The organism is Neobacillus pocheonensis (genome assembly GCF_050477905.1).
In the GTDB taxonomy this organism is placed as follows: Bacteria; Bacillota; Bacilli; order Bacillales; family Cytobacillaceae; genus Neobacillus; species Neobacillus pocheonensis_A.
Genome location: NZ_JBCNAD010000008.1, coordinates 380,241 through 397,044, shown reverse-complemented (window position 1 = coordinate 397,044; position 16,804 = coordinate 380,241). Strand labels below are relative to the sequence as shown.

Sequence of the window (16,804 nt, the reverse complement as noted above, 5' to 3'; positions counted from 1 at the left end):
GTGTCACTCAACGGTTCTTAGAAGCAACTTCCTATTAGAATAGTAGATTAAAACTATTAGTCATTGTCAGCAGGAGAAGGAGCAAAGCTTTCAGGCTGTTTTTCTACTTCATCTGGTGTATGAACCTTTTTATCACCTGGGTATGGTTTATCAAAGCCTTCAGTCGCGTACCAAACAGCATGATTAAGCATATTGGCATTCGTTTCATCCGGAGCTGCATGTCTGCCAGTTAACTTTTCTTTGTTCTTGTTAGACCACTCTGTCCATTTTTTAGAAAGTTCCTGGGCCTGCGGTGTCACCTTTTCTGTATTTGCAAGTGCAGCCGTATTTGAATTTGGCTGACCGTTTAAGGTGTCAAGCGGAATTTGGTTTTGTTCAACCTCGTATGGTGTAAAGTCTGGTTCATTTGTAAAGATTTCGCTCATTGGTTCCGCAGCAGCATCGTTCTGGTTCATTGCAGGAAGTCCTAAAATCTGCTCAATACTGCGAACCATGTTAATAACAGTCCAGTAGTGGCTGGAAGTAATTCCTTTTTTCACCCATGGACTGATGACAAATGCCGGTTCACGGTGACCATCAACGTGGTCAAGCCCATTTTGTGCATCATCTTCCGTAACAATGATAACGGAGTCTTTCCAGTACTTGCTGTTGGAAATGAGATCAACAATTTTACCGACAGCCAAGTCATTGTCCGCTACCATTGCCTGAGGTGTAGGAAACCCGGTAGCATTTCCGTTGGTATGGTCATTCGTCACCCACAACGTGTTTAATGCAGGTAGATCATTATTCTTTACGTGTTGTTCAAACTGCTGCTTGAAAATTTCAAAACGATACTGATCTGGAATACCCATATCAAACGTTGGGTACGGTTTATGTGTAATTGGTCCAAGTGACGGAATGTCATACTTTGCTTCGTAGTTTCCAATTGGAACATGCAGGTCGCCTTGCTTTTGACCAGAAAGAATTAAATAATCATTATACCAATCAGTCCAAGTGCCGCGTGGTGCTGTACCGCTAAAATCAGTCGTGTCTTCGCCGAAGTTTTCTACTGATACACCGTGTTTAATAGCTTGATCCCATAAATGGCCCGTAGGTGCATAGGCCATTGGGTCTCCGGCACCGCCTGGATAACTGCGAACGTTAGCTGCATCCGTTTCTTTATCTTCATAGTCTGTGTTTGTTCCTTGCATAACCCACTGGTGTCCGCTTGCTGACTGGATGCCGGAAACATAGAAATTATCTAAAAGTGGATACGTTTCGGCTAATTTGTGGAAGTTCGGAGTCACCTTTCTTGGGAACTGCGTTAAGGCGACTTCTCCATTACCTTTTCCTAAGTCACCAAGTACTTGGTCATAAGTCCGGTTTTCTTTAATAATATAGAATACGTGTTTAATAGTTGAAGGCTCGCCGATACGCTCAGGCATGGCAACTGGTTTCTTGTTGTTTCTCGCCTCAGCATTCAAGTTCTTTAAGCCAAACCAGTTGTTATTCGCATACACTTCCTTTGTCCCTTTAACAAGGTCTTCAGTTGAAGGGAATGGAACCAATGATAAAGAACCTATTTGGGCATATGAGGAGTGTCCTGATACCTTAACCCCTTGGATCGTTAAATCACGTGCCGGTCCGCGTGAACCAATTCCATCAGCATTAGCAACAACTAAATTTTTATTTTCTGAGTCGACTGCAATATCAACCGGGAACCAGGCAGTTGGTAATAGTCCTTGCAGTTCAGGAGTCTTATTAGGGCCTTGCCAATCATAAACCGCAATCGCATTATCACGGCCAAGGCTGACCATTAATTTGTTATCTACTACCTTGATAGCGTTCGGTGCAGAACCTTTTTTAGCATCAGGATATGGTTTAATGTCAATCGTTTGTGTTACAGTACTCGTTTTAGTGTCAATAACTGAAACCGTGTCACTGTTTGTATTTGCTACGAATATGTATTGCCCTGATTGTGTCATACGTTCCGGCTGGACGCCGACATCAATCGTTTTTGTAACGGTGTTCGTGCTAAGGTCAATAACTGAAACTGTTCCTGTTGAAGTTGCGCCTGTCTTAGGGTCTACAACAACTTGAGTTCCTGAAGAGTCTACAGTAGTATCTCCTGCTTTAGCTACTCTCCCACCTTGGTTGGTAACGTAAGCTTTATTACCATCAACTAAAACACTTGTAGGAGCATTTTCCACTGCAATTTTTGCAGTTACTGCGCCTGTTTGCGGATCAATCACACCAAGGCTGTTGTCTCGGTTAAGAGCTACTAAAAGCTGGCCTTGTGGTCCAACCGCTAAGTCAAGCGGATTGATATTTCCACCTACTGCTGCACTTGGAAGAGTATAAGTCTTTTGAATAGCAGGTTTTCCGTCTGTACCTACAGACATGACAACAACTTTACCTTTGCCGCCTGACGAACCAGTAGCATATAACTGACTTCCGTCCTTAGAATAAGCTAATCCCCACATACTAGAAAGACCTAAAGATAAATCCTTTAGAGATAAATTTCCGGTTGCAAGATCGACAACATTGATTCCCTTGCCGCCGTAGTTGTTACGTCCAACCATAGTTACAGCTGTTTTTCCATTTGGATTAACGGCAACGGAAACTGGATTACCGCCAAATTCAATTTGTTTTCCAGCCGGTGTGATTAATTGGTTCACCGGTGTTTGAACCGAACCATCAGCTTGTTCACCCACTAAATTACTTCCAAAAGCGCCGTCTTGAGCGGCATAAGCCCCAGCAGAACCCAATAGCATGGTACTTAATGTTAGTCCAGCAAGCAGCCTTTTCTTTTTTCTAAATTTCTTTAACAATTCTCTCACTCCCTTTTATTTCCTACAACAATAGAATACTCTTACTTTATTAAGCTCTAATTGATAAATTGTAAATTACAAATAAATAAAATTCTGACTATTTATCCATTACTATAGGACTAGTTGATTTCTTCCATTCTGCTATGTTGTTTTTAAATCACCATTCACAGAGTAATTACATCTTTTAATAAATCTTTAACATTTAGTTCATGTTCTCATTAAATACTAATCTTATAATGAATACTGTGAAATTCATTTCTAAATAAGGAGGATTTATATGTACTTGAAAAAACTAGTTCAAAATGGTCTGATAACGATTGATTATTCTAAAAATGGAGCTTTAAAGACTCTTAAAGGACGTGTTTATTGCCTTAATCTTAAAGATCAACTACTTTCATTAAAGGACGAAAAACAAGTGTTACACTCCATCCGTTTATCTGGAATTAGACAAATTTATTAACTCTCATTTTGTAATGAAACTATCCTTTCCTTCCCTTTTTAAATTAAGGTTTTTATTTCGTCAAATTATCCTATCAAAAACCCTATTTCTTCTTAATATCTGCAGGTTCATTCCTTCCCAATTACAGTCATCATCATGTTAAACTATTTTTAACTTTATCTATGGTATAGCCAAAAATATGTGTTTCGTGAATAAGAAAAGAACCCGATTTCATCATTCGGGTTCTTTTAATACATCCATTTCTATTTAATTCATAATATGAATTAGCTCATATCCCCAGATTGTAGAATTTGCTCCATTGCATTTATGTTTTGTTCTAGATTATTAATTGCCTTCTCCATAACTGTTGGATTCATAGGACTATTCAGTTCTTTGCTTACAGCAGCTGCAGCGTTATCGAGAGCAGTCCATTCTTCAAAGTGCTCGGATGCTGCGATACTATAAAACCCTTGAATTCCTTGTATGATATCCTTTATTTCTGGTTTCATTGATTCATAGTTCTTTTCGAATTTATATTGTTTTAGCAATGCCAAATGGTGTTTTACCTCACTGACCGGGCTCATACTGCCATGATTCATTTTGTCATGGTATTGATCGTAAACCATCATCATATGCATACCATGAGTAGCATGCGGACCCATATGACAATGAATCGGCCAAATACCAGGATTGTCTGCTTTCAGCAATAGATCATATTTTTCGCCTGGACCGATGGTAATCGAATCCTTCGTCATCGGATGTGAGATGTCTCTGCCGTCAGAAGCAACCACTTTGAAATGATGCCCGTGGGTATGAAATGTATGGACTTCTGAACCCGCATTTATTAACCTTATCAAGTAGGTGCCTCCTTCTTTAACATGGAGAGGCGGGATTTCTGGATCTACTTTACCATTTATAGTGTAGTACTTAGCTTTTCGTTCGGTTGTATCATATTCACCGTCTAAATGGAGATGCTCGGCAGCTGTTCCGACATACTGATGCGCTTCTGTTCCTTCAGCTAAGCTTAAAAGTGGATCTCTTTCTGAAAGAAGCAGTGTAAACTCCCCGTCTGTTTTATATTTCGCTTGTTTCGGCTCCACAATAAACGCACCGTATAAACCCATTTCTGGATGCCTGTCCGGTTCAACATGACAGTGATAATAATAGGTGCCTGCTTTTTTAGCATCAAATTCGTAGGTAAAGGAATCGTTTTTCATGGTTGGATGTTGACTTATATCAGTTGTCCCATCCCCTGCAAAACTATTGTCAACTCCGTGAAAATGAATAGTATGAACCTCTTTTTGTTGATTATGAAACACTACCTTTACGTGATCTCCCTCTTTAACCCGAATTTCAGGTCCAGGAACACTCGGCGGAGAGGCTGGAGCATTTTTCTTAGGATCCCACAGACCAAAACCCCAGGAATAAAGGGTGGTTCCTTGAGACACTTCTTGTTCCATATCTGCAGCATATAAATGAAACACTTTGGTTTGACCTTTATTTGGTTGAACTGAAGCCGCCTCTCGCTTGGCATTTACTATGAAAACAGCTAGCCCTACTAAACAGCAAAAAATAGAAAAAAGCAGAATAATCTCTCTTTTCTTCATGTAAACACTCCTAGATGATGATTTTATAAAAGGATGGCAATTGAACCATAAACTCCGGTAACCTAAGATTACCGGAGTTTAAATAGAATACTTTTGATAAACAGCCAAATTCTGTTTATTTTGTGTTTAAATCGTTTTTTACATCACGATTGGTATTTTGCAAGTCTTTAAGAGAAGGAAGTCCAGAAATATACCCTACTCCACCGGTTCGATCTATTCCGATTTCTCTCTCCATAGCCTGCTCTAATTCCGTTTTATCAACTGCAGTAATCTTCTTGCCTTCTAATTCATCCCCTGGATGCTGGAAATTACTCATAACGTAAGAAAATCCATTGCGATCATCCGCTGCAAATAAACCAGTTGATTCAGCACCAGCAGGAACGGATAAAATCCTTGTAAGTTCCTTCGTATCAACATTATAAGCCCAGACAAAGTTATTGGTATGCATTCCGCTATCTTCACCAATAAATAAGGTTCTAAGTGATTCAGAATAGCTTAAATTATCTGTATTAGCTACTGAATTCACATCTGCTGTATTCCCATAGGCATCCGCAGATGGCATATCCTTACCAGCGATTAAACCAGACATACTAGCAGCCACATATTTACTATTAATCTTTCGGCCTGTGTTGTCTTTTTGTCCATCTGTTAAATCCAATTGATAGGTTACACCAGATTTAATTTTTGGTAGTTTCATATCATCGACTGGATCAGCAGAATTTTCGAGCATGCCATTACTTTGATCGGAAATGGCAATATATACTTTTTTATCCTTTTCGTTTAGAGTGACACCTTCCATTTTATTAAACTCAGATGTTGCTCCAAGCATTGCTGCATAACGGCGTGATTCTAAAAACGCGGCCGCTTTTTCCATACCCGGCTTCAGTTTTAAGTACTCAGTTTTACCGTATGAGTATTGCTTAATCGCTTTAAAGCCTTCTTTTGGTACATCAGATGTTTCGAAAATATCGCTAAACTTAATACCGCTGTCAATGATTTTTTTAACTTCCTTATCAGTTGAATGTCCAAGCTTGATCCATTCTAAATTACCAGCACCGCCATTCTCAGTACCTGTTTGGTGGAATTTTGCTCCATAAAGAGTACCCGCTGAAAGGTCTTTCGCTTCATCCGCTACATACATAAACATAGTGGTATAAGAACCGTCGTCACCAAAAAAGGCAGTACGTTGATCAGGCATCATCTTCATTAATTCATGAGAGAATCGGCCGATACTATAATGTTTTGATACAGAAGCATCTCCATCTTTGTTTACCTTAATTTCTGGGACAAAACCATAGAAATAAGGATTTGCTTTCGATTTGTCTCCAAAATAAAGCTTGGCAAAGCTTTCTACCCCAGTCCTTGCTGAAGAATTTGGATTCAGTTCAAAACTGCGAGCATCTGGCTCATATTCTTCGGAACCTAAATGGGTATTCCATGGAGAAAGGGATCCATTACATGGAATCCATAGGCCATTTACACTTGAAAAATCAATTTTCTTAACGGCTTTCGGTGTTAATTCACCAGTTTTCTTATCTTGGTCCAGAGTAGATAATGACATGGATGCAGGAACGATTCCATATGCTGATTTACCAGCTGCATCAATCGTCTGATATTCATAATGAGTAACCATGTATAGCTGTCCATGGATTGGGTTTAATAAACTGTTTGAATCTGGAGCATCTGATACATAATAAGTTGGTTTTCCTTCCACACTTGTATCCATAATCGGATCACCGTTTACATCAATCGGTGTTCCGGCAGGAATCAACTTACCTTTGTTCATCGCTACCTTATCTTCTGATTTAAAAAGCCTCTTATAAGAGAGTGGAAAGTTCTTTACTTTACCATCGCTATATTTTACGTCCATAGATGCGTTCGTATAGGTTTGAACCATTTTATCAATCGTTTTCGGTGCTTCCATCCCGTTAAACTTTACTGAATCAATCGTAACATGACCATTTCCTGCCGCAGCAGCCGGTGTTAAAGCTGGAATTGTAAGTGCTAGTCCTAGTGCAATCGTAGCCGCTTTTTTGCTAAAACGTTGTTTTTTCATTGTTCTCCCCCTAGTAAGTAAATACTTTATCTTCACATATTTATTAAATAATATGAATGTTAATCTAGGGTTTATATTATGTTAAGCGTTCGTAAAATTAGATTAAGTCCTTGTAAACTTTCCGAGAATCTATTCAATTCTTTTCCACTACAAGTCTTATCATTTCAAACATCAAGAAGTTAAAAAATATCCAAACACCGCCATATACATAGCCACCAACAATATCGCTCGGAAGTATATCGGTGGTTAGAACCTTAGCTATGGTTAACCCTATTAATAAGATTAATGTAAATATAGGGCCTAATACTGGCGTAATTGTGGTTTTTGGATGACGGACAAGTAAAAATAAGCAAGTCCCGTAAATAATAATTATTATAGTGGAATGTATATCAGGAAAATTATCTGAATGAAATTTTCCTACAAACCCTATTGATTGAAGATAGGAAAGAATCTGCATGATGGATTCATGAAACAGCCTTGCTCCTAGAATTGATACGATGAGCAGCAGATACTCAAGCAGCCTGTTCTTTCCTTTTCTCCAAATATTGATGACGGTGATCCCAATTATTGCACCCAAGGCATAGGGAGATTGGAACAAAATAAATATTTTCATCCAACTCATATTAATAGCTGCCTCAACCAAATATTCAGCGACTTCATCAAACTCACCAAACTCACCATTTAAATAGTCTTGAGCCATGCCCAGCATCAAGGTGACCATACCGATTAAAATTAATGTGAGAATAATAAGAAATATCTCTGTTTTTCTAATGGTTTTTAGATGACTCAATAAACGTGAAATGAATCGAATAAAAAAGTCCTTGATTTGATTTTTATAAAACCGGTAGGTTAAATAACCTGCCAACAATATAACAATAACAATAATAAATATTATGAAATATTTACTGGCTGCTCGATGGAAAAGCTCCCAGCGTGGGCCCAATACTTTTCCTAGGGTGATAAAACAAAATCCCCATAAAAAAGAACCTATATAAGCAGGAATAATAAATCTTCTAAACGGCATTTTAGAAATCCCTGAAATATAACCAGTGAAATGCCTAATCCCTGGAATGAAATAAGCAAAAACCAACAATTTACTGCCTGAACGCTCAAACTAAGCAGCTGTTTTTTTATATCTTTCTGGTCCCAGATGGATATACTTTCCGTATTTTTCAATAAGTTTATATCCTCCTGCCTTCCCAATCCAATAGGTTACCGTAATACCCGCACCGCCTGAAACAAAGACTGTTAGGAGCGCCAAAATATAATTCATTTTCCCTTGAAATACAAAGTACCCTGCATAGCTCATTAAAAATTCGCCCGAAATGGGCAGTGCCATGAGCTCTAGAAAAATCCCTATAAATAGAATCAAATAACTGTGATTTTCAAATAAAGTGATTAAATGTGACATAGTATATGCCTCCATATATTATAAAAGAAACACTAAAGTACAACTTTAGTTTTAATTACAATGTAGCATGATAAAAGTATTCATTTTCCATGTTAATGAATTCTTAATCATGTATTAAGGGAATAAAAAGTTATATGGATAATTAAAAAAGCTACTGCCTTTTCAAAAAGGTCACTAGCTTTTTTACAAAGGATGATAAAATTAAAGCTTTTTTACCCTTATTGGACTTACCATTAAAAGAGCGAGGATCAACGTAATCCATGCATTGCTATATAAAAAAAATCCCATACCAGCCAATGGTAATCCTGCAGCAGGGATGGGCAATCCTTTAAAATACCCAATGGTTGGTTTAACACTAAACCTAGCTAGTCTTAATGCTCCCATTGTTGGGAATAGGATAAATGCTAAGGAAGTTAAAATCGATGGTGCTGCAATCGAATGAAAAAGAAGTGCAGGAGCCACTCCGAAACTGACAATATCAGCTAAGGAATCCAATTCTACGCCAAATTCACTGTTTACTTTTAATTTTCTCGCAATCCTTCCGTCAAGAAGATCAAACAAAGCCGATAAGAAAATAAAAAGGCACGCTACTTCCAAATAGCCGCTCATATTTAAGGTAATGGAAAGTACACCACATATTAAATTTCCGATTGTAAATAAATTAGGAATGGCTTTTACCACATGATTTAACAAGTTAATCCCCCCTGACGCTAACCAAACCCCCATTTATGTAGTATTTTCTATTTATTCTTCAGTTATGCCTAAAAGTATCCTTTTTGCATTTTAATGGATTTTTAATGTTTTATTCAGGGAACGTACAAGTTGGTTTAGTAGACTTTAAATTGCCCACTTTGATTGCCGTACCATTCTTAAATTCACGACAAAAACCGATATCGATATTGGGTTTAATTTATATGAAAAATTGGGGAGGCAAGGCAATGAAAAAATTAGTTGAGGCAACCATGCAAAGGGCCATTCTAATGATTGTGTGTGTTGTGATCATATTGGCTTGGGGCGGTATTTCTGCTTACCAGATGCAAAGAGATTATTTACCTGGGATTAACAATACCACCCTTTCAGTAAGTATGAGAGTTCCTGGGTATCAAGCTGCTCAGGTAAAACAGCAAGTGACCGATAATTTGGCAAGTGCTGTCAAGGTCGTAGATGGTCTATCCAATGTAGAATCTACCTCCTATGATGGCGGCTTGTTTATGAGTCTGTATTTTCCGATGAATACAGACATGAAGCAAGCGGAGGATCAAGTAAATAAAGCCTTGGCAAATGCAGATTTACCGATAACTATTACAAGCACTCCATCGGTGACACGATTGACAACTAGTTCTTTCCCAATTTTGACTTATAGTCTAACAAGCTCAAAACTGGATGAACAAACACTACGTTCCACTGCTACACAGGAAATTGTGAAGCAATTAAAATCTGTTCCTGGTGTATCAGATGTATCTGTCATTGGGGGAGCCAAAGATGGTTATGTATTAACTGTCCGCATGAAAGACCTAGTGAAAAATGGATTAACTTTAGATGATGTAAACAAATCGTTTTCTTTGGCTGTTCCATCCATGCCACAAGGAAATATTGTTAACAACCAATTATCGATTCCTGTCTCTTTTGATGGGTTTCCATTAACTGAGAAGCAAATGGAAAATGCAGCGATTAAGAATAAAGAAGGAAAAGTCATTCCTGTTTCAGCGTTCGGTACGATCACGCATTCTTTGAATGACGTTAAAACTGTTTCTCGAACAAACGGAGCACCAAGCGTGACTTTAAATGTAATCAAAACACCATCAGCGAATATAACAGATGTTGCTGATCAGGTAAAAGACCGAGTTGCACATCTTCAATTAGATACAGTAAATCCAAAAAATGTTTCGTTTAAAGTTTTACTTAACCGAGAAAAAGAATTAAACAGCTCCCTTTTCGGATTAGTTCGGGAAGGATTACTTGGATGTTTATTCTCTATGATCTGTGTGTTCTTCTTTTTCCGAAATGTAAGGAGCACATTAATAATTGCTATTTCGCTGCCAATTTCATTGTTAGCCACTACTGCTTTCTTAAAATCAATGGGTATTACGTTAAATATTTTAACGGTATCAGGTTTGATTGTAGCAATGGGTCGTATTGTCGATGATTCAATTGTTATCTTGGACAATATGTATCGTAAACGGGAAGAATCCAAGGATAAATCTTTACTATCCATTCTAGCATCATCTGTCGTTGAAATGATTCCTGCGATTCTAGGTTCTACGTTAACAACGATTGCAGTTTATATACCAATTGCATTTGTTGGCGGCGTAATTAGTGCTTCTTATAGCGGATTTGCTTGGTCAGTCGTAATTGCACTTATCATTTCATTCTTTGTAGCTATGCTTGTCATTCCTGCCCTAGCTTTTATGGGATGGAAAGGCGGCAATACAACAAAACAAACGGTCAAACTTGATAATTCAATGAAACCTTTATTGCAATCTGCTTTCAAACACAAAAAAGCGATGATTATTGTTTCGATATTAATCTTTTTAGGTGCTGGTATCTATTCTGCTTTCCTTCCAGTAAGTTTATTACCTAGTGGAAAAATCGGACAAATTGCGATTAAAGCTGAATTGCCTAAAGGAAGCACGTTAATTCAAGTCGATTCGGAAGTGCAAAAAATTGAAAAAGCATTAAAAGAGAATCCGAAAGTTACTGCGTACTCAGCCAACTTTGGCTCAACCATGACACCTCAAAGTGATGACGTGTTTGACCAAGGAGGAGGCTTTATCACATATCCAAATGTCGCCAATCTTACTGTTGTGCTGAAGAATGAAAAGGATGCCGATTCTGTAATTAATCAGTTACAAAACCAGCTTCCGACATTATCTAAAGATGTTACTTATACAGTAACAAGCCAGAACATTTCTGGTGATGATTCACAAATGCGTATCTTATTAACAGGTTCAGACCAAACAACATTAGACCAAGTTGCTCAAGAGGCGAGAACAAACCTATCCAAGGTTGCAGGCCTAAGTGTTGACGGAAAAGTTGATTTAACTAATGGTTCACCAAAGTATAAAGTGACTTTTGATCAAAAAGCAATTGAAGATAATGGTGTTAAAATTTCTGATATATTAGCAGTGATTGGTCGTTACATGTCTGCATCTAAAGATGCAACGATTACGATTGATCATAAAGCCCTTCCTGTAGACCAATTTTTAGATCAAATTGCATCAGGAGCCAACTCTACAATTTCATTAAATGCTTCTGCGGATGATGTCTTAGCATCTCTTGCGGCTGAAACTTTTGCTGGAAATAATGGTGAAATGGTTCGTTTTGACCAAATCGCAAAGATTGAAAAAGACCAATCTCCTTCAACCATTAGTGAACGAGATGGTCAGCCATTCTCTCTTGTGACAGCACAGATTACTTCTAATGATATTAGTAAAGTGTCGAGTCAAGCAGATAAAGCTCTAAGCAATATGAAGCTACCTAAAGATGTGACGTATTCATTGGGCGGAATTACTCAACAGGTAAAAGATATGATTTTCGATATGTCTGTTGCGGTTGCATTTTCGATTCTTTTAGTATTGCTGATTACTTCTTCTATTTTCAAAGGCTGGAGAGCACCACTATCGGTATTATTAAGCATTCCGCTGGCATTAAGTGGTGTGGTAATCGCATTGGTTTTATTCCACGGTGAATGGAATCTTGCAGCCTTAATCGGTATTTTAATGCTTACAGGTATTGTAGTAACAAACGGTATTGTGTTAATTGACAAAATTGAAAGAAATAGAAAAGAAGGAATGCCTGTTAAAGATGCTGTTTTGAATGGTAGTCTTTCAAGGATAAGACCAATCTTAATGACAGCTGCAGCAACAGTCCTTACATTGTTACCTCTCGCATTTTCGCATAATGCCGATACGGTTATTTCTCAAACCCTTGGTATCGTCGTAATTGGCGGTATGGTAACATCGACTATTAATAGCTTTATAATCATTCCAATCATTTATGAATGGCTGCATAAAAAATCAGCAACCAAAAATATAAGTACAATCAACCAAAGCAGAAGTACAACTAACCTATAAATAAACTATACTGATAACAAAAAAACACCGACATTTGTCGATGTTTTTTTGCTTTTGTCCCGCTATATTGTTAATCTTCCCTTCTTCTCTGCAATTTCCTTTAGGCCGATACGAATCATTCGGAAAACTAGTATCCATGATGCTACCATCAGCATAATTTGTCCGAATGGAAAAATGGCTGGTATTGGTGAGTCCCATAAAGCATGCATCAAAACTACGATAAAAAATATACGTAGGAATTTTAACTTTATCACCATATTAATATCGAATTTATTGTCTTTTTGTACCCCGCAAAATGCTGCTCCTGTCAAAGCTGCCCAGGCTATATGCCCGCCGGGAGCTAAAAAACTTCGCCAAAGAAGCGTGGAATAAAGGCCGCGGTAACTCCCTGATAGAAGTGCTCTTAATGCATATCCGGCAGTTTCAAAGGCCGCAAAGCCCGCCCCTACCGCTGCACCTAATAGCAGTCCATTCAGAACAAACTTGTATTTAAGGTTTCGCACAAAAAAAATAACGGTTCCGATCTTGGCAAATTCCTCAACAATTCCAATCGTAATGGGATTTATGTTATGTTTTAGGATATTGAAAAAAACGAGCGCCACAAGCATCGACAGGATACCACCGATAAACACCACATAAACGATTCTATAGATTGCAACATTCTGAGGAGCGTTCATTTCCCAGAAGAAGGTCAGCGCCGTGATGGGTACAGCAAATGAACCGACGATGATTAGACCTGGTAAAAAGTTAATATTTTTGAACACGCTTACACCCAAAAATAAGCCAAAATAGGCAATAAGTGCAAAGATGAATATTCTAGCAAAAAGCCATGGTTTCGGCCACGTTTCCTTTACCTCGTCAATTTTGGGGGTAGTAAGCGCGGTTCCTACGATGAAAAGCCTTTCAGCCTCCAGGATACTATGGTTTTTGAACACCCTCGAGAATATATTCCGAAATTTGGGTTCAACCGAACGTTCAAACCTTGGTACCATGTCAACATAATGTGCGAATTCGTAAAAAAGGCTATTTGAATCTTGAGTGGGACTATTAGGATCTAAATTTTTATTTCCACAGTTTAAACAAAACTTGACACCTTCCGGATTAACATAAACACACTGCGGGCATTTCATTTTCTTTCCACCTCATTATGTTCGTAAAATCTTCCTAAAAAAGGATTAACTTTCTTTTACTATGCCCTTTAATACAATGGTTATAGTATCTATTTTTGGAATACCCTAAAATAGATAAATTTGGAATGATTCGGTTGGGAATTAAATGTATTTAATATCATGCTAAATTGAGGGGTAGTATATAATTATCTGTCTTTCATATTTATTATAGATAGTGATGTCCATTTCAATATAGTTACGGAGGTAAATATAATGCGTTATACGATGTTTAAAAGGGCTCTTATCGGTAAGCCGCTTAAAACGAGCGAATTAGGAGAGCAACGACTTGGTGTATTAAAGGCACTTGCCATCCTGTCTTCAGATGCCCTTTCTTCTGTAGCCTATGGACCTGAACAAGTGTTAATTGTGTTATCGACGATTGGGTTGATTGCATTTTGGTATTCGATACCGATTGGAATTGGTGTGTTAATTCTTTTGACTGCTTTAATTCTTTCCTACCGGCAAATTATTTTTGCCTATCCTCATGGCGGCGGCGCCTATATCGTCTCGAAAAGCAATCTTGGGAAAAATACTGGACTCGTAGCAGGCGGCTCTTTATTAGTGGATTATATATTAACAGTAGCCGTGAGTGTTTCTGCCGGGACGGATGCTATTACATCCGCTTTCCCTCAATTACATCCTTTTAATGTGGTTATTGCTTCTGTGTTGGTTATTTTGATTACCATTTTAAATCTTCGCGGTGTGACGGAGTCAGCTTCTGTCCTTGCCTATCCAGTTTATTTGTTTGTCTTGGCTGTAGTTATTCTTATCGTCGTGGGGATTTGGCAAGTGGCAACTGGTCATATTCCCGCGGAGTCACATACCCCTATTGGGACAGTTGTTCCGGGGATAAGTTTATTTTTATTGCTGAGAGCTTTTTCATCTGGCTGTTCGGCTCTTACAGGTGTAGAAGCGGTTTCGAATGCAGTCCCAAATTTTAAAGAACCTGAGGCAAAAAACGCCGTAAATACGTTGATAATGATGGGGATTATTTTAGCCATCCTGTTTTCTGGAATTATGTTTTTGGCCTATTACTTAGGAATAGCACCTAAAGGTGAAGAAACGGTTTTATCCCAAATGGCTGCCAAAATATTTGGAAGGAATTTTCTGTATTACTTTGTTCAAGGGACCACTGCCCTCATATTAGTGCTTGCTGCCAATACTGGATTTTCTGCTTTCCCGATGCTAGCTGTTAACTTAGCATCAGACAAGTACTTGCCGAGAATGTTCCTAAATCGCGGGGATCGACTTGGTTATTCAAATGGTATTATCACGCTAAGTATCACATCCATTTTGCTGATTATCGTTTTTGGAGGAAACACAGAACAGCTCATTCCATTGTACGCAGTCGGGGTATTCATTCCTTTCACTCTTTCACAAACCGGAATGATTATCAAATGGATGAAAGAGAAACCTGCAGGTTGGGTATTTAAATTAACCATTAATTTAATTGGAGCCCTTATTACCTTAACAGTGGTGATTATATTCTTCGCCACAAAGTTTTCTCAAGTATGGTTTGTCCTCATCTTTTTACCGATTATTGTGTTTGTGTGTCATCGTATTAAAAGACATTATGATGCAGTGGGCGAACAACTAAGGATTATGTCGAGCGAAGCGCCTTTGAAGTTTGAAGGAAATGTCGTCATTGTACCGGTTGCTGGAATTACAAAAGTGGTCGAAAACTCTTTGCACTATGCGAACTTAATTGGAGATACAGTCATTGCTGTTTATGTGGCTTTTGACCGTGAAAGTGAAAAAAAGATGGAGGAGAAGTGGGCGGAGTGGAAACCGGATGTCCGGCTGGTGACGCTTTATTCTGCTTACAGAAGTTTACTAAGACCTGTTGCCCGGTTTATTGATTTAGCTGAGGAAAAGGCTGCGGAAAACAATTTCACGATATCCGTTCTCATTCCCCAATTTATCACAAAAAGGAGATGGCATGATTTTTTGCATAATCAATCAAGTTTATTATTGCGACTTTACCTGATCTATCAAAAAAATGTTATCGTTACAACTGTCCCGTATCGATTAAAAAAATAGATGGACAAAAAAAGCCGTTTTTGACGGCTTTTTTTAATTTGGTACAAGAATATAGAGAAATGTTACTCTAAAATGGATAATTTTAAAGACTCAAGATTTTTTTTCATCACATCTATATAATCTAAGCCTTTTTCTTGTTCATCTTTTGTTAACCCTTCTAATGGATTTAAAACTTCCGTTTTAGCACCGATTTCATTAGCTAACGTCTGAGCAACTTTTGAAGAGGTCAGTTCCTCAAAATAAATTATCTTTACATTTTCCTTCTTCGTTAATTCCGTTAATTCAGCCAATTTTCCTAATGTAGGTTCTACATCAGGTGATAATCCTGCAATCGGAATTTGTTTTAAACCATATTGTTTTGCCAAGTAACCAAATGCAGCATGTTGGGTAACAAATTCTTTTTTCTGCGCTTTATCAATGGTCTCTTTGTATAAGCGATCTAGATTGCTGAGTTGAGACTTTAATGCTGTGGCATTTTTTTCAAACTGGTCTTTATTATTTGGGTCTGCCTGATCTAAAGCCTTAGCAATATTATCAACCTCATGTTTAGCTAAGACTGGCGATAGCCAAACATGAGGATCTTTGGAAGAGGTATGCTCGGAATGCTTCTCCTCTTCTTCATCTGCTTCTAGTGCGTCCATCAATTCAATCCCTTTTGAGGCCTCAATTACCTTTAAATTTGAATCATTAATACTTTTTAATACTTTTTCAGTCCAGGTTTCAAAGTAACGGCTATTGTAGATAAACATATCTGCGTCTTGAATTTTAGCCATGTCTTTTGCAGTTGGCTCCCAATCATGTGGTTCAACACCGTTCGGTATTAATAGTTCTACGTTTGCAGAGCTGCCCGCCACTTTTTGGGCAAAATAATACATTGGATAAAAAGTGGTGACAATTTCCAGCTTTTTTGAACCGTCACTAGTTTGTTCATTTTTCGTTGAAACCGAGTTGGAACAGCCACTTAAAACTAATAGAAAAATAATAAATGTACCCAGAAGTCTTTTCATGTTTCCTTTTCCTCCATAAATTAAACTTAATTAGGAATTATTCCGATTTACATAAAATAATTATATTGTAGACTTTATGATTTTTAGATTTGCTAAATCGTAAACGTTACGAATTGTATCTTATAACGGTTTATGATTTATGTCAATAAATTTAATGAAATAAATTCACTAGAAGCGCATAACCATATGATA

Annotated in this window: 10 protein-coding genes and 1 pseudogene; 3 read left to right on the top strand and 8 right to left on the bottom strand. The window is 37.8% G+C overall.

Features of this window, described 5'->3' with window-relative positions; translation table 11 throughout:
- Positions 1-56 precede the first annotated feature (56 nt).
- On the bottom strand, positions 57-2,810 hold the full coding sequence (locus tag ABES02_RS06465) for an alkaline phosphatase family protein (protein WP_430132318.1): 2,754 nt from the start codon (positions 2,808-2,810) through the stop codon (positions 57-59).
- Between the two features lie 277 nt (positions 2,811-3,087).
- Here ABES02_RS06465 and ABES02_RS06460 point away from each other — a divergent pair, with 277 nt between their 5' ends.
- Complete coding sequence (locus tag ABES02_RS06460; protein ID WP_430132317.1) at positions 3,088-3,270, top strand: hypothetical protein; 183 nt, start codon at positions 3,088-3,090, stop codon at positions 3,268-3,270.
- A 263-nt stretch (positions 3,271-3,533) separates the two neighbouring features.
- Here the strand turns inward: ABES02_RS06460 and ABES02_RS06455 are convergent, their stop codons facing one another.
- The 5 genes and pseudogenes from ABES02_RS06455 to pssA all read right to left on the bottom strand — a co-directional run bounded on the left by ABES02_RS06455 (position 3,534) and on the right by pssA (position 9,016).
- Positions 3,534-4,856, bottom strand: a complete 1,323-nt coding sequence (locus ABES02_RS06455) for a multicopper oxidase domain-containing protein (RefSeq protein ID WP_430132315.1) — start codon at positions 4,854-4,856, stop codon at positions 3,534-3,536.
- 115 nt (positions 4,857-4,971) lie between these two features.
- Positions 4,972-6,912 carry a PhoX family protein gene (locus tag ABES02_RS06450; RefSeq protein ID WP_430132313.1) on the bottom strand — a complete coding sequence of 647 codons (1,941 nt, stop codon included), beginning with the start codon at positions 6,910-6,912 and terminating at the stop codon, positions 4,972-4,974.
- Positions 6,913-7,045: 133 nt separating this feature from the next.
- Positions 7,046-8,014: pseudogene (locus ABES02_RS06445) on the bottom strand (VTT domain-containing protein); the annotation flags it as partial.
- Between the two features lie 12 nt (positions 8,015-8,026).
- Complete coding sequence (locus ABES02_RS06440) at positions 8,027-8,323, bottom strand: DedA family protein (RefSeq protein WP_430132311.1); 297 nt, start codon at positions 8,321-8,323, stop codon at positions 8,027-8,029.
- Between the two features lie 201 nt (positions 8,324-8,524).
- A complete protein-coding gene (gene pssA / locus ABES02_RS06435; RefSeq protein ID WP_430132309.1) occupies positions 8,525-9,016 on the bottom strand; it encodes a CDP-diacylglycerol--serine O-phosphatidyltransferase in 492 nt (163 codons plus the stop codon).
- A 245-nt stretch (positions 9,017-9,261) separates the two neighbouring features.
- On the opposite strand from pssA, the gene ABES02_RS06430 reads away from it, so the two are divergent.
- On the top strand, positions 9,262-12,396 hold the full coding sequence (locus ABES02_RS06430) for an efflux RND transporter permease subunit (protein WP_430132307.1): 3,135 nt from the start codon (positions 9,262-9,264) through the stop codon (positions 12,394-12,396).
- A 62-nt stretch (positions 12,397-12,458) separates the two neighbouring features.
- Here ABES02_RS06430 and ABES02_RS06425 read toward each other — a convergent pair whose 3' ends face one another.
- Positions 12,459-13,526, bottom strand: coding sequence for a PrsW family intramembrane metalloprotease (locus ABES02_RS06425; RefSeq protein WP_430132305.1), 1,068 nt, complete (start codon positions 13,524-13,526; stop codon positions 12,459-12,461).
- 252 nt (positions 13,527-13,778) lie between these two features.
- Here ABES02_RS06425 and ABES02_RS06420 point away from each other — a divergent pair, with 252 nt between their 5' ends.
- Positions 13,779-15,605, top strand: coding sequence for an APC family permease (locus ABES02_RS06420; protein ID WP_430132303.1), 1,827 nt, complete (start codon positions 13,779-13,781; stop codon positions 15,603-15,605).
- 62 nt (positions 15,606-15,667) lie between these two features.
- Here ABES02_RS06420 and ABES02_RS06415 read toward each other — a convergent pair whose 3' ends face one another.
- A complete protein-coding gene (locus ABES02_RS06415; protein WP_430132301.1) occupies positions 15,668-16,612 on the bottom strand; it encodes a metal ABC transporter substrate-binding protein in 945 nt (314 codons plus the stop codon).
- Positions 16,613-16,804: the final 192 nt, after the last annotated feature.